At 71.0% G+C, this 19,307-nt stretch carries 18 protein-coding genes; 9 read left to right on the top strand and 9 right to left on the bottom strand.

What is annotated here, in order from left to right:
- The first annotated feature begins 68 nt into the window (after positions 1-68).
- The 4 genes from ACMATS_RS01970 to ACMATS_RS01985 all read left to right on the top strand — a co-directional run bounded on the left by ACMATS_RS01970 (position 69) and on the right by ACMATS_RS01985 (position 3,837).
- Entirely contained in the window at positions 69-494 is a 426-nt protein-coding gene (locus ACMATS_RS01970) for a nitroreductase family deazaflavin-dependent oxidoreductase (RefSeq protein WP_414170636.1), read from the top strand.
- Positions 495-731: 237 nt separating this feature from the next.
- Positions 732-1,763 carry a phosphogluconate dehydrogenase (NAD(+)-dependent, decarboxylating) gene (gene gnd / locus ACMATS_RS01975; RefSeq protein ID WP_414166620.1) on the top strand — a complete coding sequence of 344 codons (1,032 nt, stop codon included), beginning with the start codon at positions 732-734 and terminating at the stop codon, positions 1,761-1,763.
- Positions 1,764-1,765: 2 nt separating this feature from the next.
- A complete protein-coding gene (gene zwf / locus ACMATS_RS01980; protein ID WP_414166621.1) occupies positions 1,766-3,229 on the top strand; it encodes a glucose-6-phosphate dehydrogenase in 1,464 nt (487 codons plus the stop codon).
- Entirely contained in the window at positions 3,226-3,837 is a 612-nt protein-coding gene (locus tag ACMATS_RS01985; RefSeq protein WP_414166622.1) for a histidine phosphatase family protein, read from the top strand. The genes zwf and ACMATS_RS01985 overlap by 4 nt, the downstream gene beginning before the upstream one ends.
- A gap of 139 nt (positions 3,838-3,976) precedes the next feature.
- On the opposite strand, the gene ACMATS_RS01990 is transcribed toward ACMATS_RS01985, so the two are convergent.
- Complete coding sequence (locus ACMATS_RS01990; protein WP_414166623.1) at positions 3,977-5,950, bottom strand: heavy metal translocating P-type ATPase; 1,974 nt, start codon at positions 5,948-5,950, stop codon at positions 3,977-3,979.
- 113 nt (positions 5,951-6,063) lie between these two features.
- On the opposite strand from ACMATS_RS01990, the gene ACMATS_RS01995 reads away from it, so the two are divergent.
- Together ACMATS_RS01995 and ACMATS_RS02000 are read left to right on the top strand one after the other, a co-directional pair.
- The gene (locus tag ACMATS_RS01995) at positions 6,064-6,468 is read left to right on the top strand and encodes an ArsR/SmtB family transcription factor (protein WP_390780583.1); all 405 of its coding nucleotides are present in this window, start codon (positions 6,064-6,066) and stop codon (positions 6,466-6,468) included.
- 193 nt (positions 6,469-6,661) lie between these two features.
- Complete coding sequence (locus ACMATS_RS02000) at positions 6,662-7,237, top strand: HAD family acid phosphatase (protein ID WP_414166624.1); 576 nt, start codon at positions 6,662-6,664, stop codon at positions 7,235-7,237.
- A gap of 15 nt (positions 7,238-7,252) precedes the next feature.
- On the opposite strand, the gene ACMATS_RS02005 is transcribed toward ACMATS_RS02000, so the two are convergent.
- From ACMATS_RS02005 to ACMATS_RS02035, 7 genes are all read right to left on the bottom strand, one after another.
- The gene (locus tag ACMATS_RS02005) at positions 7,253-8,239 is read right to left on the bottom strand and encodes an alpha/beta hydrolase (protein ID WP_414166625.1); all 987 of its coding nucleotides are present in this window, start codon (positions 8,237-8,239) and stop codon (positions 7,253-7,255) included.
- A 49-nt stretch (positions 8,240-8,288) separates the two neighbouring features.
- Complete coding sequence (locus tag ACMATS_RS02010; protein WP_414166626.1) at positions 8,289-9,320, bottom strand: NlpC/P60 family protein; 1,032 nt, start codon at positions 9,318-9,320, stop codon at positions 8,289-8,291.
- 13 nt (positions 9,321-9,333) lie between these two features.
- Entirely contained in the window at positions 9,334-10,182 is an 849-nt protein-coding gene (locus tag ACMATS_RS02015; RefSeq protein WP_414166627.1) for an LGFP repeat-containing protein, read from the bottom strand.
- A gap of 346 nt (positions 10,183-10,528) precedes the next feature.
- Positions 10,529-11,926, bottom strand: a complete 1,398-nt coding sequence (locus tag ACMATS_RS02020) for a serine/threonine-protein kinase (protein ID WP_414166628.1) — start codon at positions 11,924-11,926, stop codon at positions 10,529-10,531.
- Positions 11,923-12,705, bottom strand: a complete 783-nt coding sequence (locus ACMATS_RS02025; protein ID WP_414166629.1) for a serine/threonine protein kinase — start codon at positions 12,703-12,705, stop codon at positions 11,923-11,925. Before ACMATS_RS02025 ends, ACMATS_RS02020 begins: the two co-directional genes overlap by 4 nt.
- 98 nt (positions 12,706-12,803) lie before the next feature.
- Positions 12,804-14,177 carry a condensation domain-containing protein gene (locus tag ACMATS_RS02030; RefSeq protein WP_414170637.1) on the bottom strand — a complete coding sequence of 458 codons (1,374 nt, stop codon included), beginning with the start codon at positions 14,175-14,177 and terminating at the stop codon, positions 12,804-12,806.
- 155 nt (positions 14,178-14,332) lie between these two features.
- The gene (locus tag ACMATS_RS02035) at positions 14,333-15,715 is read right to left on the bottom strand and encodes a hypothetical protein (RefSeq protein WP_414166630.1); all 1,383 of its coding nucleotides are present in this window, start codon (positions 15,713-15,715) and stop codon (positions 14,333-14,335) included.
- Positions 15,716-15,904: 189 nt separating this feature from the next.
- Here ACMATS_RS02035 and ACMATS_RS02040 point away from each other — a divergent pair, with 189 nt between their 5' ends.
- The 3 genes from ACMATS_RS02040 to ACMATS_RS02050 are packed head-to-tail and all read left to right on the top strand — an operon-like array spanning position 15,905 to position 18,304.
- Entirely contained in the window at positions 15,905-16,756 is an 852-nt protein-coding gene (locus tag ACMATS_RS02040; RefSeq protein ID WP_414166631.1) for a class I SAM-dependent methyltransferase, read from the top strand.
- A gap of 49 nt (positions 16,757-16,805) precedes the next feature.
- Positions 16,806-17,078 (top strand): acyl carrier protein, encoded by a 273-nt coding sequence (locus tag ACMATS_RS02045; RefSeq protein WP_414166632.1) that lies wholly within the window; start codon positions 16,806-16,808, stop codon positions 17,076-17,078.
- Positions 17,075-18,304: a beta-ketoacyl-[acyl-carrier-protein] synthase family protein gene (locus ACMATS_RS02050; protein WP_414166633.1), complete on the top strand. Its 1,230-nt coding sequence runs from the start codon at positions 17,075-17,077 to the stop codon at positions 18,302-18,304. Before ACMATS_RS02045 ends, ACMATS_RS02050 begins: the two co-directional genes overlap by 4 nt.
- A 93-nt stretch (positions 18,305-18,397) precedes the next feature.
- Here ACMATS_RS02050 and ACMATS_RS02055 read toward each other — a convergent pair whose 3' ends face one another.
- Positions 18,398-19,255, bottom strand: coding sequence for an MBL fold metallo-hydrolase (locus tag ACMATS_RS02055; RefSeq protein ID WP_414166634.1), 858 nt, complete (start codon positions 19,253-19,255; stop codon positions 18,398-18,400).
- Between the last annotated feature and the right edge of the window lie 52 nt (positions 19,256-19,307).

Raw genomic sequence — 19,307 nt, forward strand, 5'->3', positions numbered from 1 at the left:
CCCTATCGTTGCGGTGGAGGAGCGGTGGCGTCCTGCTGCTTGCTGGTCGTGGGCACTTTGCGTTTCGCCTGACCACCTGTCGGACACCACATCGCGATCAGGTCGAGCTGTACGAGAGTTCGGGCGGCACGCAGGGGACGACGCTCTGGGACACGGGCCTGCCCGTCGTCATTCTCACGACGCGCGGCGCGAAGAGCGGCAGGATCCGCAAGATCCCGTTGATGCGCGTGGAACACGACGGGCGGTACGCGGCCGTGGCCTCGAAGGGCGGCTTCCCACGTCACCCGGTCTGGTACTTCAACGTCAAGTCCGACCCGCACGTGGAGCTCCAGGACGGGCCCGTGCGCCGGGGGATGGTGGCCCGTGAGGTCACCGGGGACGAGAAGGCCGAGTGGTGGGAGTGCGCGGTCGCCGCGTATCCGCCGTACACCGAATACCAGGAGAAGACCGACCGCGTGATCCCCGTCTTCGTACTGGAGCCCGCGCGCGGGTAGGACCCGACGCTTCTTCGCCCGGGAAGTGCCTTCGGCTGGTACGCATTGAACAGCCCGTGTTTCCCGGACGCCACATGTACCCCGTCGAACAGGCCGGGGCGCCGACCGCGCGACTCGCCCGTGATCTGAGTGCCGCCCTGCAGCCATGAGCAGGACGCTCCCCCGGCCCGGATGCGAGCCGGCCCGGGACGACGTGTACTGAAAGGAGAGCTCGCGCCGACCACGGGGAGACCAGCCATGACCACGGACTCGCCCCTGCAGATCGGAATGGTCGGGCTCGGCCGGATGGGCGCCAACCTGGTGCGGCGGCTGATGCGCGACGGCCACCGTTGCGTCGTCAACGACATCGGCCGCGACGCGGTCCAGGCCTTGGCGCAGGAAGGCGCGACCGCGGCCTTCTCACTCAAAGAGCTTGCCGCAGCGCTGGAACCGCCCCGTAATGTCTGGCTGATGGTGCCCGCCGGAGCGGTGGAGTCCACGCTCGACGAGCTCGTGCCCCTGCTGGACGCCGACGACATCGTCGTCGACGGCGGGAACTCCTTCTACCGCGACGACATCGCCCGGGCCGGCCGGCTCGCCCCGCACGGCATCCACTACGTGGACTGCGGCACCTCCGGCGGCGTCTGGGGCCTCGACCGCGGCTACTGCCTGATGATCGGCGGCGACGAGAAGGCCGTGACCCGGCTGGCCCCGGTCTTCCGCACCATCGCCCCCGGCACCGGCAGCGCCGAGCCCACCCCCGGCCGGACCCGGGCCGGCGGCACGGCTCCCGAGGGCTATCTGCACTGCGGCCCCAGCGGCGCCGGGCACTTCGTGAAGATGGTGCACAACGGCGTCGAGTACGGGATGATGGCCGCCATCGCCGAAGGCCTCAGCATCATCCGGCACGCCGACGCGGGCCTGAGCGGCCGCACCGTCGACGCGGAGACCGCCCCGCTGCGCGACCCCGACGCCTACCGGTACGAGATCGACGTGGCCGAGGTCGCCGAGGTGTGGCGACGCGGCTCGGTCGTCGGCTCCTGGCTGGTCGACCTCGCCGCCGACGCGCTCGCCCGCTCCCCCGGGCTCGACGCCTTCACCGGCCGGGTCTCCGACTCCGGCGAGGGCCGCTGGACGGTGCAGGCGGCGATCGACGAGAGCGTCCCCGCCCCGGTCATCGGTGCGGCGCTCAACCAGCGCTACGCCTCGCGCGGGCTGGACGAGTTCACCGGCAAGGTGCTCTCCGCGATGCGCAGCGAATTCGGGGGCCACGACGAGAAGAAGGAGTGACCGTGTCCAGCCGCCCCGCCCGCACCGCCGGCAAACACGGTCCACGCCCCGACGACCACGTCATCGTCCTCTTCGGCGCCACCGGCGACCTCGCCAAACGCAAGCTCCTCCCCGGCCTCTTCCACCTCGCCCGCGCCGGGCTGATGCCCTCCCGGTACCGCATCGTCGGCTCGGCGCCGGCCGCCGAGGCGCTCGGTACCGAAGAGTTCCGCAAGCACGCCCGGGAGGCCGTCTCCGAGTTCGGCAGCGCCCGGCCCGAGGGCCCGGCCTGGCGGGAGTTCGAGGACGCGCTGTCCTTCGGCGCCGCCGACCCGGACGACACCGGACCGCTCCTGGCGGCCGTGCACGAGGCCGAGCGGGCCGTCGGCGGCAGCCCGCGCCGGCTCTTCCACCTGGCGGTGCCGCCGAAGGCGTTCCCCTCCGTGGTGGACGAGCTCGGCTCGACCGGCCTCGCCGAAGGCGGCCGGCTCATCGTGGAGAAGCCCTTCGGCACGGACCTGGCGTCGGCCCGCGCGCTCGACGCGACCATCCATGCCGTCTTCGACGAGTCCCGGGTCTTCCGCATCGACCACTTCCTCGGCAAGGAGTCCGTCGACAACATCCTCGCCCTCCGGTTCGCCAACGGCCTCTTCGAACCCGTCTGGAACCGCAACCACATCAGCCACGTGCAGATCGACGTACCGGAGCAGCTCACCATCGAGGGCAGGGCCGGCTTCTTCGAAGGAACCGGCACCTTCCGCGACATGATCGTCACCCACCTCTTCCAGATCCTCGGCTTCGTGGCGATGGAGCCCCCCGCCACCCTCACCGCCCGTTCCCTGCGGCAGGAGAAGGACAAGGTCTTCGCCGCCCTGCGCCCCCTGGATCCGGCGCACGTCGTGCGCGGCCAGTACGAGGGGTACCGCGACGAACCCGGCGTCGACCCGCACTCCGACACCGAGACCTTCGTCGCCCTGCGCGTGGAACTGGACAACTGGCGCTGGGCCGGAGTGCCCTTCTACCTGCGCTCGGGCAAGGCCCTGGGCCAGGGACGGCACATGGTGACGCTCGGCTTCCGCGAACCGGCCCTGCGCATGTTCCCCCTCACGACGCAGGACACCGCCGAGGGCCGTCACAACGCGCTGGTCATCGACTTCGACGACCCCGGCCGCATCACCACCCGCTTCCTCGCCAAGGAACCCGGCCCCGAAATGCGCCTCGGCGAGGCCGAGATGGTGTTCGCGTACACCGACTGCTTCACCACCGCCCACGCCCTGGAGGGCTACGAACGCCTCCTCCTCGACGCGATGCTCGGCGACCAGTCGCTGTTCACCAGCTCCGACGGCATCGAGCGCCTGTGGGAGGTCTCCGCACCGCTGCTCCATGACCCGCCGCCGGTACAGTCGTACGCGCCCGGATCCTGGGGACCGGAGAGCGTCCACCGGTTGATCCGCCCCTACCGCTGGTACCTGCCGGAGGAACGATGACCACCGACACGGGCGAACTGCTGCTGATCCGGCACGGCCAGACCGAATGGAGCCGCACCGACCGGCACACCGGCCGCACCGACGTCCCCCTCACCCCGGAGGGCGAGGCGCAGGCCCGCGCGCTCGTCCCCGTCCTCGCCGCGCGGCGCATCACCGCCGTGCTGTGCAGCCCGCTGCAACGCGCGGTGCGCACGGCGGAGTTGAGCCTGCCGCGCGGGACGGGCGTCGCCTTGGAGCCGGGGCTCATGGAATGGGACTACGGCGCGTACGAGGGCATGACCACGGCGCAGATCCAGCAGGCCAGGCCCGGTTGGGACCTGTGGCGCGACGGCGTCCCGACCGACGGCCCCGAACGCCCGGGCGAAACGCTCGCCCAGGTCGGCAATCGCTGCGACAACGTCCTCGCCCGCGCCTGCGCCGTGCTGGAGGAGACGGGCGGCGACGTCGCCCTCTTCGCCCACGGCCACGTGCTGCGCGCCCTGACCGCCCACTGGCTGGGACAGGGGACGGAAGCGGGCGCCTTGTACCGGCTGGGGACCGCCACGCTGTCCGTGCTCGGCACGGAGCACGGACGGCGGGTGATCAGCGGGTGGAACATCCCGGCTTGACCTCGGCAGCAGTTCCGTCGAGATCACCGCCCGGGAACAGCACGACCATGCGGGGATCCGCGTCCGCATGGATCACTCTCCCCGCCCGTCGATGACGGCGGTGGCTGTGCAGCGGGTGCGGCCTTGCGGTTGCGGCGAGTCACCCGCCGTTGCGGGCGCGGCGCCAGGCGGCATCGGCCAGCAGGCGCAGGCCGTTGAGACCGACGATGACCGTCGACCCCTCGTGCCCGGCGACACCGAGCGGCAGCGGCAGAGTGCCCACCAGGTCCCAGACGGCCAGGCCGGTGATGAACACCGAGGCGATGACCAGGTTCTGCACCACCAGGCGGCGGGCCCGCCGCGAGAGAGCGACAACCGTGGGAATCGTGGCGAGTTCGTCGCGGACGACGACGGCGTCGGCGGTCTCCAGGGCGAGGTCGGAGCCAGCTCGGCCCATGGCGATGCCGGTGTGGGCAGCGGCCAGCGCCGGGGCGTCGTTGACGCCGTCACCGACCACCAGCACCTTGCGTCCGGCCTTCTCCAGTTCGCCGACCACCGCGACCTTGTCCTGAGGCAGGAGACCTGCTCGGACCTCGGTGATGCCGACTTCCTCGGCCAGGCGGGCGGCAGCGCGCGGGTTGTCGCCGGTGACCAGCACGGGTGCGGTGCCCGTCAGCGCGGCGAGAGCGGCGACGGTCGTGGCGGCTTCGTCGCGCAGGCGGTCGGCGATGCCGAGCACGCCCGTCGGGACGCCATCGACGTCGACGAGGACCGCGGTGCGGCCTTCCTGTTCCAGCTGTGCGGCCAGGTCGGCGGCGGGGTGGCCGTCGCGTCCGTCGAGCAGGCGTGCGGGGCTGCCGACGGCGACGGTCCTGCCGTCGACGATGGCGGTGACGCCGGTGCCCGGAGCGGAGGCGAAGTCCTCCACCACGGGGATGGTCAGGCCGCGGGTGCGGGCGGCGTCCACGATCGCGCGGGCCAGCGGGTGCTCACTGGGGTGCTCGGCCGCCGCGGCCAGGGCCAGCAGGCCGTCCTCGTCCAGGCCCGAGGCGGACAGGGGGCGGATGTCGGTGACGCGGGGAGTGCCTTCGGTAAGGGTGCCGGTCTTGTCCAGCGCCACCTGGTCGACCTGCCCGAGCCGCTCCATCACCACGGCGGACTTGACCAGGACGCCGTGACGCCCGGCACTGGCGATCGCGGAGAGGAGCGGCGGCATGGTCGCAAGCACGACCGCGCACGGTGAAGCGACGATCATGAAGGTCATCGCCCGCAGCAGCGTGGGCTGGAATGCGGCGCCGAAGAGCAGCGGCAGCGCGAACAGGGCCAGGGTGGCGGCGACCATGCCGATCGAGTACCGCTGTTCGACCTTTTCGATGAACAGCTGGGTCGGGGCCTTGGTCTCGGAGGCTTCCTCGACCATGGCCACGATCCGTGCGATCACCGAGTCCGACGGATCCCGCTCGACCTTCACCCGCAGGGCACCGGTGCCGTTGAGGGTGCCGGCGAACACCTCGTCCCCGGTCTCCTTGGCGACCGGGAGAGGCTCGCCGGTGATGGTGGCCTGGTCGACCTCGCTCGCCCCGTCCAGCACCCGGCCGTCCGCGCCGACGCGCTCACCGGGCCGGATCAGGATCGTGTCGCCGATGCGCAGGTCCGCGCTCGGCACCGTCTCCTCGCTGCCGTCGTCGGCGATGCGGGTCGCGGTGGCGGGGGCGAGGTCGAGCAGACCGCGCACCGAGTCCGCGGTCCGGGCGGTGGCGATCGCTTCCAGGGCGCCGGAGGTGGCGAAGATGACGATCAGCAGCGCGCCGTCCAGCACCTGCCCGATCGCCGCCGCGCCGATCGCGGCCACCACCATCAACAGGTCCACGTCGAGGGTCTTCTCGCGCAGGGCCTGAAGCCCGGCCCAGCCGGGTTCCCAGCCGCCGGTGAGGTAGGTCAGCGCGTACAGCGGACCCCACGCCCACACCGGCGCGCCGAGCAACTGCAGCGGCAGCGCGATCAAGAACAGCACCAGGGCGGCGGCGGCCCAGCGCGCTTCGGGCAGGGCGAGGATCCGGGTACGGCGCCGGGGTGCCACCGTGTCACGGACGCCCTCGGCCGCCGGGGACGGGAGGGTGAGGGTGGAGGTCATCGCAGCGGAGATCCTTCGTTCGCATGCGGAGGGAGAGCAGGTCCAGCCCCGCCACCATACAGGAACACATGAACATCGATTCATGTGTTCATGCGGGCCGGTAACATGAATCCATGGGTCATGGAGCCGCTCCCGCGAAGAACGCCGTCCCGCGTGCACGCCTGGACGCGACCAATGCCGCACAAGTGGCCAATACGCTCCAGGCGCTGGCCACTCCGTCCCGCCTGTTGATCCTCGCGCGCCTGCGCGACGGCTCGTTGCCCGCCACCGAGCTGGCCGCCGCGGTGGGCATGGAACAGTCCGCCTGCTCCCACCAGCTGCGCCTGCTGCGCAACCTCGGCCTGGTCACGGGCACCCGCAAGGGCCGCTCCGTGGTCTACGCCCTTCACGACAACCATGTCGCAGAGCTCCTCGACCAGGCCCTCTACCACGTCGAACACCTGCGTCTCGGTCTTACCGACACTCCCGTTCAGGCCACCGAGCCGGAGGACAGTGCGGTCGCCGTGCCGAACGCCTGACGGTCGGCATCAGGCCGACGGTCAGAGGAAGGCCGGGTCGATCAGGCGCTGGGCGAGGTCGAGTACGGTCTGCCGGCGGGCGGCGCCGCGCGCCCTGCACTCTTCACACGTGTGACACCTGTGATTCGCCCGTACGTCCTTTCGCGATGTTGATCTTTGAATGGCACGCCGTTCACCGGAAGGACCTGGATCGATGTCCGTCATGAAGTCCCGCATAGCCGCTCTCGCCGCGCTGGCAGCAGTCACCCTGCCCGCCGCTTCCCTGACCGCCGCCACCGCGGCGCAGGCCGCTCCGGCACGTGCGGTGCCCGGTTACCAGACGTGGCAGGGCGACGTCGAGCAGGCCGTCGCGCCCGTGATTCCGTGGCTGGAGCGCCGCGTCGGCAAGGGTGCCGAGAAGCCGGCCATCGTGCTGGACATCGACAACACCGCGCTGGAGACGTACTACCACGCGGGCCGGGCCAACAAGCCGGTGCTCAAGGTGGCCCAGTGGGCGAACGAGCACGGTGTGGCCGTGCTGTTCGTCACCGCCCGTACCTCCCCGTCCTCTGCGCAGCAGCAGTTGGAGGATGCCGGCTACCCCGTGGACGCCGTCTGCACGCGCGACCACGGGGAGAGCAAGGGCGAGGGCAAGGCCCGCTGCCGCCAGGAGCTCAGCGAGGACGGTTACACGATCACCGCCAACATCGGGAACCGCTCGACCGATTTCGAGGGCGGTTACTTCGAGAAGGGCTTCAAGCTGCCCGACTACAACGGCCAGTTGTCCTGAACCGCCGGACAGGCCCTACGCCTTCCGCAGGCGGTCGATGATGCCGTCGAGGTCGCGGATCATCATGTCGGGGCGGATGAAGTGGCCGCCGGGCTCCTCGTGCCACTCGTGCGGGATGCCGGCCCGGTCGAGGAGGCCGCGGAACTCCCGCTGGCCGGCGAGTACCTGGGTCTCGTTGAACATGTCGAAGGGGTTGGTCTTGTCGGGGCTGGTGCCGGCGACCAGGAAGATCCGCTTGTTGCGGTAGCTCTCCAGGCGCTCGACCGGGTTGTCCGCGGTGACCCTGGCCTGGTCCCACAGCGGCGCGCCGTAGATGGTGCCGCCGCCCAGGTCCTTGACCGCGGAGGACACGTTGGCCCAGTGGACGACGGCGCCGAAGTCGCGGCGCAGGCTGGCCGGGCCCGAGTGCGCGCTCACCGAGGCGAAGTGACCCCAGTACTTGGCCGCGTACTTCAGGGCGCCGAAGCCGCCCATCGAGAATCCGGAGACGGCGCGGCCGTCGTATTCGGCGTACGTCCGGAAGTTCGCGTCGATCCAGGGGATCAGCTGGTTGATGTGGAAGCTCTCCCAGTTCCGGGGGCCGACGTTGGTGCTGACGGGGTTGGAGTACCAGCCTGCCTGGCCGCCGTCGGGCATCACGACGATGATCGGCTTGCCGGCGGTCCAGGCGCGGACGCCCTGGCGGTCGAATTCGATGAAGTCCTGCAGACCGCCGTGGAGCAGGTAGAGGACAGGGTAGGTGCGCCCGCTGGTGTGGTAGTCGTCGGGGAGCAGGACGTTGACGGCGGGCTTCCAGCCGATCTCGGCGGTCTCGAAACGGTAGTACCACATGCGGGGATCGGCCTCGCCGCGTTCCGCGATGTGCAGCCCGAAGCCGTCGCCGGCCGCGTGGGCGGCCGAGGCCGTCGCGAGGACGCTTCCGGCGCCGAGGGCCATGGCCGCGGAGAACCCTCCGGTGGCCTTCAGGATGTTCCTGCGGGTGGGGCGGTGCTCGCTCAACATGACCTCCAGGTTGTGATGGGGAAGGAAGAAAGGGGGAAGGAAACAATCGTCAGTTGTCGGTGATCCAGGTGCCCTTGGCGGGGTTCCAGTGGATGGTGGACTTCTGGAACTTCTGGGCCTTGCCGCCGCCCGCTTCATCGACCTCGTCAGTCATCGGGTAGCCCAGTGCTGCCTCGTGTCCGGCGTTGTGGAACGCCTTGTAGATCTCCCCGTGCACCACGTGCACACCGGTCTGCTGCGACCACAGAAACAAGCCCCGCTCGAAGAACTGGTACCGGCCCTTCGTCCCGTTCGGCGCCTGGGCCGCATCGGCCTCGTCCATCGTCGGGAAACCCCAGGCCCGCTCCGCATCCGTCGCCCAGAACTTCGACAGAATGTCGCCGTAAATCGCAAACGCCGCATCCGGATGCCAGATGATGATCCCGTTGCGGAACTGCTGGAAACGGCCGCCCATCATGGAGTCGCGCTCGCCGGTGACCGGTGGGCCCAGCGGGCTGTTCAGGCCGCCCATGCCGTCGTACTTCGCCCTGATCGAGCCGTAGGGCATCAGGTCGTCCAGGCGGTTGTAGCGGCGGGGCGAGAATCCGCGGAGGCCATTGCCCCACGTGCGTTCCTCGGCCACGTGCCCGAAGTCGTATTCCTCACGGACCACGGGCTGGGTGTGACCGGCGTCCGCCCACCGGACGAACAGGGCCACATGGTGCGTGGCCTTCGGGTCCGGATCGTCCCTCAACAGGGCGTCACCTGGCTGCAGGTCACTCGCCGGGATGTCGGAGGTCACGTTCCACAGGGTCCAGGTGGTCAGGGACGAGCCCAGGTTCCAGGCCATGGACACGAAGCCCGAGCAGTCCGGGCGATAGCAGCCGAACTGGTTGCGGTGGCATCCGTCCCAGCTGTACGGCACCTGCTCGGCGACCCACGACCACGAGCGGTCCATGGTCTCGCCCCGGCCTATCGGTCCGTCGGGGTCGGACGCGTTCGCGGCGGGTGCCGCGGTGAGGGTGGCCGCGAGGGCCGCCAGCGTCAGCGCCGCCGCTCCCCATGCCCGTCGGAGGAGTAGATTCGGTCTTCTCGATCTCATGGCTCTCCCCCGTTCAGTTGTCGGTGATCCAGGTGCCCTTGGCGGGGTTCCAGTGGATGGTGGACTTCTGGAACTTCTGGGCCTTGCCGCCGCCCGCTTCATCGACCTCGTCAGTCATCGGGTAGCCCAGTGCGGCCTCATGTCCGGCGTTGTGGAACGCCTTGTAGATCTCCCCGTGCACCACATGCACACCGGTCTGCTGCGACCACAGAAACAAGCCCCGCTCGAAGAACTGGTACCGGCCCTTCGTCCCGTTCGGCGCCTGGGCCGCATCGGCCTCGTCCATCGTCGGGAAACCCCAGGCCCGCTCCGCATCCGTCGCCCAGAACTTCGACAGAATGTCGCCGTAAATCGCAAACGCCGCATCCGGATGCCAGATGATGATCCCGTTGCGGAACAGCTGGAAACGCCCGCCCAGTTGGGCGTCCTCCTCGGCGCGGACCGGATCGCCGAGCGGGCCGCCGGGACCGCCCAGGTTTCCGTACTTCGCGCCGATCGTGCCGTACGGCTGGAAGGCCTCGTCCCGCATCGTCCGGGCGGTGCCCTCGGCCTGGTCGTATCGCAGCGGATAGGCGGAGCGCTGGACCGCCTGGGCGAGTTGGCCTGCAGAGCTGCCCTCCATGCGGGGCTCCATCTGCTGGGCGACGTCGAAGAACTTGTTCGCCGCGTAGTCGACGTCGAGGATCTGCTCGCGGCTGCCCCAGCCTTGCGAGGGCCGTTGCTGGAAGACACCGAGCGAATCCCGGTCTCCGCAGGCCAGGTTGTTCATGCGGGACTCGACCCAGCCCGTCTCGAAACCGGCCAGCATCACCTTGTCGGAGACGTTCCGGCGCTGGCCCACTTCGTAGACCTTGCGGGTCACCGCTATGTCCCGTTCCGCGGGGATGTCGCAGTAGGCCTCAGCCGGTGCGGCGTGTGCCAGGGGACCCGGAATGCTGCCGGCGCCCTGTGCCCAGGCCGGAGTTCCCAGGACGGAAAGGGTGGAAACGGCGGAAACGGCTGCGATGACGGACAGGATCGTCGTTCTCCGTCTTGCCCGTTGTGTACGTAGGCCACGCACGTGCTTGCTCCTCCCGTTCGGGCCGCGGTGGGTGCGGCGGTCCGTGGACCGACGGCCCGCAAGGTAGCCGTGGGGCGCGTGAGCACGGCACCCGGAACGATCCGGGGTGACAGCGCTCGACGGCCGGAGATAGGAAGGGTGTGCCGCCTCACCGCAGGGGCGTGGGGCGCGGGCACTCGGGAAGGGCTGGGCGGTCCTTCGTGCGCACGGCGGGCAGCCAGGCGGTGGGCTGCGCGGAGCCGTGCGGGAGACGGACGCGGAACCACTGGGCGGACCACCTGCCCGCCTCGTCGACGATGGGCACCCCTTGCGGGAACCGACAGTCGGCGGCGAGGACGTCGCCGTGCCACACGCGGGTCGGGACGACGTTGTCGACGGTGTAGGGATGCAGGGGGTCGATCGCCAGGCCGAGGCTGCAGTCCGGTACGCGATCCGTCCGGTCCTTGCAGGCCTGCTCGGTGTTGAACACCCGGATCCGGCCGACGGCTTCGGCGGCAGTCGCTGCGGCGGGCGCACCGGCTTCGCTGTCGTGCGCGGCGTACGACCAGCTCGCCACGGCCACCCCGCACACTGCGGCGGCCATGAGGGCGGCGTGGGGAAGTCGGTACCGGCGTCCTGCTGGTGACGTTCTCTTGTCCGCCTGCCGCGCGGTGATGCGCGCCAGCAGGCTCTCGGCGGTGTGGGCTGCGCGCAGGGCATGGGTGGGGGCCAGGCAGTCGGCGGCCAGTGCGCGCCAGAACGGCGGTACGGCGTTGTCCATGCGGAGCGGTGCCCGCCCGGCGGCGTACTCCTGCGTCGCGGCGGCGTGTGCGGCGGGCGTGGCGCCGGGGAACGGCGAGGTGCCGGCCGCGAACAGCTGGTGGATCATGATGCCCAGGGCCCAGATGTCGGCGCTGGGCCGGACCTGCACGCCGTGTTCGCCGAGCGGGGCCTTCCAGCGTTCGGGCGGGAGGTAGTCGAACGTGCCCATCGGGGGCGCGTATCCGTGGGTGCCGCGGGTGCCGGTCAGTTCGGTGGCGAGCCCGAAGTCGGCGAGCTTGGCCGAACCGTCCGCCATCAGCAGGACGTTGTCCGGCTTGAGGTCGCCGTGCACCCAGCCGGCGCGGTGCAGGTGCGCCAGGCCCTCGCAGATCTCGGTGATCAGCCGGGCGCCTTCGGCCTCGGTGGGCCCGGCGTCCATCAGGTCGCGCAGGCTGCGTGTGGCCCGCTCCATGAAGAGGACGATCGCGCCGTCCAGAAATGGTTGGTCCGGTTCACTGAGCACGACGGAGTCCAGGATGCGGATCAGCCGCGGGTGCCGGGCCCGGCGGTCGAGTTCCACCTCGCGCCGGGCGGATTCGGCGACTTTACGGGCCTGGCGCGGCGCGAGACCCTCGGTGGACAGGATCTTGAGCGCGACATCGTCGCCCGCATCGCCGCCAACACGCCTTCCTGCATAGACCGTTGCCCAGCCCCCGGCCCCGATCGGCGTGGTGACCTCCCAGTCGCCGATGCGGCAGCCGGGCGGGAGCGGTTCCGCGTCGTCGCTTCCCGGTACGCGCCTCATCCCACCGCCCGGAGCGGCAGCAGCGCGAGGTGCTCCTCGCGTACGAGCCCGAACCGCAGGGCGAGGCCGACGATCGCCTCCCGCTTGCCGTTGCGGCGGGCCGCCCTGCCGGGGTCGTATCCGGCCGGAGCGCTGATGCGCATCTTCTCCTCGGCGAGGTAGTCGATGTGCGAGCTGACGGCGCGGGGCGTCAGCCGGGAGCAGGTGGCGTGGCCCTTGAGCCGCTCGACGATCTGCGGGGTGGTCGGCACCGCGACCGGCGACTCGTCCCGCAGCCGTGGTTCGCAGAGCGCGACCAGCACCAGGAAGTACGTGGCGGTCTCGTCCAGGGAGTACGCGGTGACCGTGCGGCTCCCCCACGGCCCGCCCATGCCGTCCGGGTCCAGGTAGACGTGGTCGGGGGCGAACACCTGGAAGGCGACCGTGGTGTTGCGGCGGGTGGGCAGCACGACCCGGGAGAACTCGAAGGGGATGGGCGTTCCGGCCCGGCGCGGCGGCACCCTCAGGTACTCCCCCGCCCCTTCCGGGTTCTCCACCAGATAGCTCTGGGTCGTACTGTGGTTGCTGAGCTGCCAATGGTCGTCGGTCACGCGGATCTCGCCCGCCAGCCGGGAGATCGCCTCGTCGACGAGGCGCAGCTCGACCGGTGTCGTCGCGGATCCCCGTCCGAACCGCGCCACCTCCCCCGGGCCGAGCCGCAGCGTCACCGCATCGTCCGCGTACGGTTCCGCACCGGCATCGCCGCTCCCCTGCGGCAGATAGATCACTATCCCGCCCACTGCCCCCTCCTCACACCCCCGTCACAGTCATCACAACCGTCACACGAGGTCAAACATTACCCATCCCACACAGGGTTGTCTTTCCTGGTCACGCCGGGCTAATGGGGCAGGGCGCTCCGGCCCGACGCTGCGGTGAGCATGATCTCCCTGACCCGGTCGAGGTACTTCGGCACGCCCGCGGCGGCCTGCGGGGTGTCCGGCATGCTGACCACCAGGTCGGCACGGTCGTGGAACCAGTTGAGCCACAGCGACACGCCGTTGGCGTTGTCGGGGCCCGTCAGGACGGTCGCGTTCGCGCTCGGGTAGTCGCGGGAGCCCGGCGCGGTCCGCCCGTCCAGATAGGACGCCATCGGCGGGATGCCGGGGACCTCACCGCCGTCGAGGAGCAGTTCGAGGGCCCGGTGCAGCGGCACGTCGTACCCCGCGCGGGCGCGCTGGAAGCCTTGCTGTGCGGAGCCGATCGCGTCGGCGAGCGTCGGCGCAGCAGGCAGCCGGAACAGCAGCGGCACGAGGTTGACGAGCCAGCCGTGCACGTGGAGCAGCCGGGGATAGGCCCTGGTCGAGACGGCGGTGAGCACACGGTAGACGTCGTTGCCGGTGAACTCCCGCTGTGCGAGGGCCAGTGCGGCGAAGGCACCCGCGGCGAACCCGCCGCCGTGCTGGGCGCAGTAGGCGCGGAACGCGCGTGCCTCGACGCCGGTGAGCACCGGGTATTCGAGCCGTACGGCGGGCAGCAGTGCGTGGGCGTCGTTGCCCAGGTCCACGGGGAAGTCGGGAAATCCGCCGTCCTCCGCGGCCAGGAACTCCGACCATGCGACGAGCTCCGGCGAGGCCGCGGTCAGCGACGCGGAGCGTTCGCGCTCACGGCGGTTGCACTCCAGGTAACCGGGTGCCGCCGCCGGGCCGAACGAGGTCCTGCCGCGGGCCGCGTGGTACCGGGCGCGGATCTCGTGGAACAGCAGGGCCAGGGAGTGCCCGTCGCTGTAGGCGTGGTCGATCGCAAAGTACACGGTGGATGCCGGGTCCCGCCGGATCACTCCGGCCAGCATGCCCAGCCGGCTCACCGCGGTCTGCTCGTCGATCCGCCGGTGCAGGTGGGCGCGCAGCTCGCCCGTACTCGTGAAGTCGCCGATGCGCACCGGGCGCACGGTGAGGGAATCGGGCGGTATGCGGAACCCGGTCAGGGCCTCGGTATCGGGCTCGTACCAGGTGTGGAACGCCTCGTGCCGGCGCACGAGCCCTTGCCACGCATCGGCGAGCGCGTCGAGGTCGACCCGGCCCTCCAGGTCGAACGCCATGGCCACCCAGGGTGATTGCTGCCGCCCGGAGGCGCGATGGGCGGCAGCCAGCCGCAAGTGCGCCTGCTGGAAATACGAGGCAGGCACGTCGTGCGCCACGGGCGCCTGGTCTGTGGAGAGTTGGAACTCGACCACTTCACCGGGTTCGGGCTGCCAGTCGAGAATCTGGGTCATACGCACGGTGGGGTTCCTCCTTCATCGGATGCAATCGGACGCCGAACCGCGCCCCGTCAGGGGCGCGAGGCAGCTACACATGCGGCTCCGCCGCGTGGGCACGACCAGCCACGACGGACCCGCGCCAGGGCCCGTGCTGACCCACCGGACAGGCCCTAAGCCGACAAGGGCACCACTTCGGCCCGCCGCCCCTCCGCAACACCCGCAGCGACCCGCGCCGCAGCCAGAACGAAACGCCCCACATTGACGCGCGCAACGGCCGTGTCGGGGAAGCGTGTCGACAGGTGCACGCCGCGCTCGCTCCTGGTCAGCCACACATACACCTCGGCCGCGCCGTGGATCCGGCTGCGCAGCATCCGGTCCTCCGGCCGCGGCGGGGTGCCCGCGACCCGCCGTACGTCGATGTAGGACACCACGAACCGCGGATGGACCTCCCTGCGCAGCATCCGGCTGATGTGCGGCAGCGAACTGCCCGGTCCCGGCCGGCGCCGCCGCAGTTCGGCGGCGGCGAGGGCGAGGGTGTCGGCGAAGGCCGCACCGGGAAGCGCCGGGATCCGCACCGGGTGCAGGCCGACGAACCAGCCCGGTGCCCCGCGCCACCGGTCGGGCCGGGTGTCGGCCAGGTTGACCACGGACAGGAGCGGCTCCCCCGCATCCTCCCCCGCATCCTCCCCCGTAACCTCCGCCGCGGCGAGCGCGAGGCAGGCGAGCAGCCCTGCGGCGGTCGTGCCGCCTCCTGCGTGTGACGCGTCGGCGAACCGCGCGGCCGCCGGTCCGCCGAGCAGCCAGCGGTAGGCGCTGCACTGCGCGGCCGGCGTCTCGGACGCGCCGAGGGGCAGCGGAAAGGCGGGGGTCCTGCCGTGGGCGTCGCCGAGCAACGCACGCCAGTGGTCGGCGTGTTCGGGCCCCGGCGGCAACCGGTCGACCAGACTCCGTTCCTCGGCCCCGAAATCGAGGTAGGTCGGCCCGGGCGCGTCCTCGGCGCGGCCCGCCAGGGCGTCGCGGATCTGTCCCGGGATCATGGCGAGCGTGCAGCCGTCCACGATGCCATGGTCCGTGCCGACGAACACTGTCACGCCACCCGCGCCTTCGACCGTCGCGAAGACGACGTGCGGCCAGCCCTGCGGTCGGGCGCTGCGGTCGAAGAAGGCCTCGATCTGTCGTCGGACCGAGGCGCCGTCGGCGAAGTCGCCGACGTGCTCCTGTCGCAGCGTGACCGCGCCCGCGGGGAGCGTGCGGCGCATGCAGTGCTCGCGGGCCGGGTCCAGCCTGCTGCGCAGGTGCTCGTGCCTGCGCAGCCAGTCCGAGAACGCGGAACCCACCTGGTGGCGGGCGGCCCGGCCCACGCCGAACGCCACTCCGATCCAAGCCGGGTCGACGTGCCGCGGTCCTCGCGCGGCCGCGCCGCGCACGTGGTGCTCATGGACGAGCGCGGGCACGCGCGGGTCGTCGGCCCAGGCCGCGGCCGAAGCGGTCGGCGTCCAGAACACCAGCCGCCCCGCGGGAACCGTACTGTCGCCCAATTCCGTGAAATCCAATGCACTTACCGTCCGGACAATGCGTGAAGCCGGACCGTCGTCACCGACACAATGCTCTCCTCACGAGTTCCCGATGTTGCGTGATCAAGCTATCCGGCCACGATGAAGTGGCAATGAAACCCCGCTTGTTGCCCATGGAATGCGCTGCTAGCGTCAGCCTCCGTCATTCGTTCCGCCGGAGGATAATTCATGAGTGAACAAGCACGAGCAGACACCGGTTCCGCCTCCTCCCGGGACGGGGCAGGTGAACAGCCGTCCACGGAATACGCCGCGCTGCGTCGTGACCCGGAATACGCCGAGTTGAACGGTATGCTGCTCGACCTGGTCCCGGTCGGCTCCGGGCGGACCGTCCTCGACCTGGGCTGCGGGGACGGAGCGGTCAGCGAGCAACTGCTGCTGCGCGACCCGGACATGTCCCTGGTCGGGGTCGATCCCGATCCGGGCCTGCTCGACGCGGCACGGGCCCGGCTGGCCGACCGGGCCCGGTTCGTCACGGGGGACGCGGCCTCGGTCTCCCGGCTGTTCCCACCGGACGCCTTCGGCACCGTCGTACTGGCGAACTGCATTCACCTGGTCCCCGACCTCGGCGAGGCGCTCGGCGCGATCGGTCAGGTCCTCGCCGGTGGCGGCCGTCTGGTGTTCAACTCCGCCTTCTACGCGGGCGCGGAGACCGCCGCCGACCTGCCGCTGTACGCCGAGCTGGTCGGCACGGCCCGCAGCACCGCCCGGAAGCGCGGGTTCCCTCTGGCCCGCTCGGGTGGCGGCCGGCCCTCGGGGCTGCGCAGGAGTGCCGCGGACTACCGGGCCGCCCTCGGCGCGGCGGGATTCACCGACTTGGTCACCACCGAGCGGGAGTTCACCCTCGGCCCGCGCTTTCTCACCGCATTGTGCGCGACCCCGATGTTCGCCACCGCCGCACTGCCCGGGATCGACAGGGTCACCGCTGCGGAACTGCTCGCCGAGACGCTGGAACAGCAATACGAGCGCGCCCCGTTCACCATCACGCGGCGCTGCGTCTACTTCTCCGCCGTCCGGCCCTGAACACCTGAAGACCCGAAAGACCCGAAAGAGTTGACGAAAGGAATGCCTCATGACCGAGGTGTTGAACGTGGTGACCCGGGCCATCATCGAAATCCGGCCGGAGCTGGGCGCATCACGAACGGCGATATCCCGCGAATCGGCCCTCTTCTACTCCGATGATCCCGGCCGGCCGGTGCTGGGGCTCGACTCCATGGAGGCGCTCGAGCTGATCGCCGTGCTGGAGCAGGAATTCGGGGTCGACCTGGCGGACACCGACATCCGCATCGCCGACCTGCGCACGGTCGGGGACGTGGCCGACGCGATGGCGGGGACGCTGCGATGACCGAAGCCGTGCGTCACCGCGTGCTGGTGACCGGCATCGGCGTCGAGTCGTGCGCGGGCTCCACACCGGACGCGCTGTGGGACGCCCTGTCCGCAGGACGCCCCGCGCTTTCGGCGCTGGACCTCGAGGAACCGTTTCCGTGCCATGTCGGCGGTGTGATCGAGGGGTTCGACCCCCGGGACTACCTGTCCGCCCCGCAGGTCCGCCGTACCTCGCGCTTTCAGCAGCTGCTGTTCGCCGCGGCGGTCAAGGCCCGGGCGGACGCACGGCTGCACAGTGCGCCGGGGGCGCTGTACGTCGGCACCGGTGGCGGCGGGCTCGACGAGACCGCGCAGCTCGTGACGGTGCTGCGCCGCAGCGGGTGGTCGCAGATGAACCGGCTCGGTCTGCTCCGTCTGCTGCCCAACCAGGCCGCCGGGCTGATCGCCCAGGAACTGGGCGTCACCGGGCCGGTGCTCACCCTCTCGACCGCCTGTGCCTCCTCGACGGACGCCATCGGGGCCGGAATGCGCGCGGTGCGCGACGGCACCGCCGACGTGGCCCTCGTCGGCGGCGTGGAGAGCTGGCTGGACGTGCCGTGCCTCGCGCCGTTCTCCCTGCTGGACGTGCTCTCCCGGCGCCCGGCGGCAGAGGCCGCCCGCGCGTCCCGGCCCTTCGACCGCGACCGTGACGGCATGGTGCCGGCCGAGGGCGCCGCCGTGCTCGTGCTGGAGTCCGAACGTTCCGCGCTGCGGCGCGGCGCGACCGTCCACGGCGAGGTGCTCGGCGCCGCGTCCACCTGCGACGCCCACCATCCGCTGGCTCCCCGGGCGGACGGCGCGGTGGCGGCCAGGACCATCGAACTGGCCTGCGCCGACGCCGGGCTCGGCACCGATGCCGTCGACCTGGTCAGCGCGCACGGAACGGCGACGCCGCAGGGCGACCGGGCGGAGACCGCGGCCATCAAGCGCGCCTTCGGCGCGCACGCGCGGCACGTGGCGATCACGGCGCCGAAATCGGTCATCGGCCACGCGTGCGGCGCGAGCGGGGTGCTGGAGAGCGTCGGCGTGCTGCTCGCCATGCGCGAGAAGTACGTGCCACCCACCGCGAACCTGGATCACCCCGATCCCGACTGCGACCTGGACTACACCCCCATCGTGGGCCGGCCCGCCTCGATCGGCGTCGCCGTCAAGCAGAACTTCGGCTTCGGAGGCCAGAATTCGGCGGTGGTGTTCGGCGCGGCGTGACGGGTGCGGGGCAGTGCCGGCATCTCGGCCTGAGCCCTGACCTCGTTGGCCACTCTGACATTCAGTAGGCCCCGTTGACGGTCTCCCGGGGGATCACGCACTTGTGGGCGTGGTGAAGCGGGCGAGTTCCCAGGGATCGTGCGCGCTGAAGACGGTGACCTGGTCTCCGTGGTCGCGGTGGAGGGCGTGCAGCCGGTCGCGTGTGGCGACGCGGGCCTCGATGTCGGTCTGTGCTCCGTGTTGGACCGGGGCGAAGGCGGGGTGGGACAGCGGCGGGGTCTGCTCGATCTCGCCGTGGTACATGTACGCGTCTCCCGCGTGCAGGAGCCACCTTCCGGCATCGTCGCGCACGGCGACGCCCGAGTGGCCCGCCGAGTGGCCCGGCAGCGGCACCAGCAGCAACTCGCAGGCCAGTCCCTGCGGACGGGCCACGCCCGGGAAGCCGAACCACTGCGCACCGTCCTCCGCGACGGCGGGTGTCAGCAGCGGTCCGTGCGCCCGGTGCGCCGGCATGAAGCGGTCGAGACTGTGCTGGTGGTGCGGGCTGTCGGGGTCGGTGACGGCCCGGTACTCGGCAGGGTGCACGTGCACCCGTGCGCGGGGGAAGTCCGGCAGCCCCCCGGTGTGGTCGCGGTGCAGGTGGGTGAGCACGATGTGCCGCACGTCCTGCGGTGCGTAGCCGAGGTGGATGATCTGCTGCAGCGCACTCTCCTCGGGGTCCCGTGCGGGCTGGGCGTAGGCCACCCAGTCCGCGCCCAGTGTCCCTTCGGGGTCGCGCCGGTCGGCAGTACCAAGACCGGTGTCGACCAGGACCAGCCCGTCCGAGTCCGTCTCGATGAGCAGGCAGTGGCACACGGTGGCCAGTTGGCCGGGCGCGGCGCCTGTGCGGCGTTCCCCGCCGAGCGGGGGAATCTTCCGGAGAGAACCGCAGTTCAGGTGATGGATGCGCATGAGGACCCCCGAGAGGAGCAGGCGGACTGTTCACACGGGACGTTAGAAAGGG

It is taken from the genome of Streptoverticillium reticulum (assembly GCF_047456005.1).
In the GTDB taxonomy this organism is placed as follows: Bacteria; Actinomycetota; Actinomycetes; order Streptomycetales; family Streptomycetaceae; genus Streptomyces; species Streptomyces reticulum.

Bases quoted from the DNA above. Each gene is read 5' to 3' on its own strand.
- ACMATS_RS02010 (WP_414166626.1), bottom strand. From the start codon at position 9,320: ATGAGATCGAGAAGACCGAATCTACTCCTCCGACGGGCATGGGGAGCG.
- ACMATS_RS02040 (WP_414166631.1), top strand. From the start codon at position 15,905: ATGAGTGAACAAGCACGAGCAGACACCGGTTCCGCCTCCTCCCGGGAC.
- ACMATS_RS01985 (WP_414166622.1), top strand. From the start codon at position 3,226: ATGACCACCGACACGGGCGAACTGCTGCTGATCCGGCACGGCCAGACC.
- ACMATS_RS02045 (WP_414166632.1), top strand. From the start codon at position 16,806: ATGACCGAGGTGTTGAACGTGGTGACCCGGGCCATCATCGAAATCCGG.
- ACMATS_RS01995 (WP_390780583.1), top strand. From the start codon at position 6,064: ATGGGTCATGGAGCCGCTCCCGCGAAGAACGCCGTCCCGCGTGCACGC.
- ACMATS_RS01990 (WP_414166623.1), bottom strand. From the start codon at position 5,950: ATGACCTCCACCCTCACCCTCCCGTCCCCGGCGGCCGAGGGCGTCCGT.
- ACMATS_RS02055 (WP_414166634.1), bottom strand. From the start codon at position 19,255: ATGCGCATCCATCACCTGAACTGCGGTTCTCTCCGGAAGATTCCCCCG.
- ACMATS_RS02030 (WP_414170637.1), bottom strand. From the start codon at position 14,177: ATGACCCAGATTCTCGACTGGCAGCCCGAACCCGGTGAAGTGGTCGAG.
- ACMATS_RS02005 (WP_414166625.1), bottom strand. From the start codon at position 8,239: ATGTTGAGCGAGCACCGCCCCACCCGCAGGAACATCCTGAAGGCCACC.
- gnd (WP_414166620.1), top strand. From the start codon at position 732: ATGACCACGGACTCGCCCCTGCAGATCGGAATGGTCGGGCTCGGCCGG.
- ACMATS_RS02050 (WP_414166633.1), top strand. From the start codon at position 17,075: ATGACCGAAGCCGTGCGTCACCGCGTGCTGGTGACCGGCATCGGCGTC.
- ACMATS_RS02000 (WP_414166624.1), top strand. From the start codon at position 6,662: ATGTCCGTCATGAAGTCCCGCATAGCCGCTCTCGCCGCGCTGGCAGCA.
- ACMATS_RS02020 (WP_414166628.1), bottom strand. From the start codon at position 11,926: ATGAGGCGCGTACCGGGAAGCGACGACGCGGAACCGCTCCCGCCCGGC.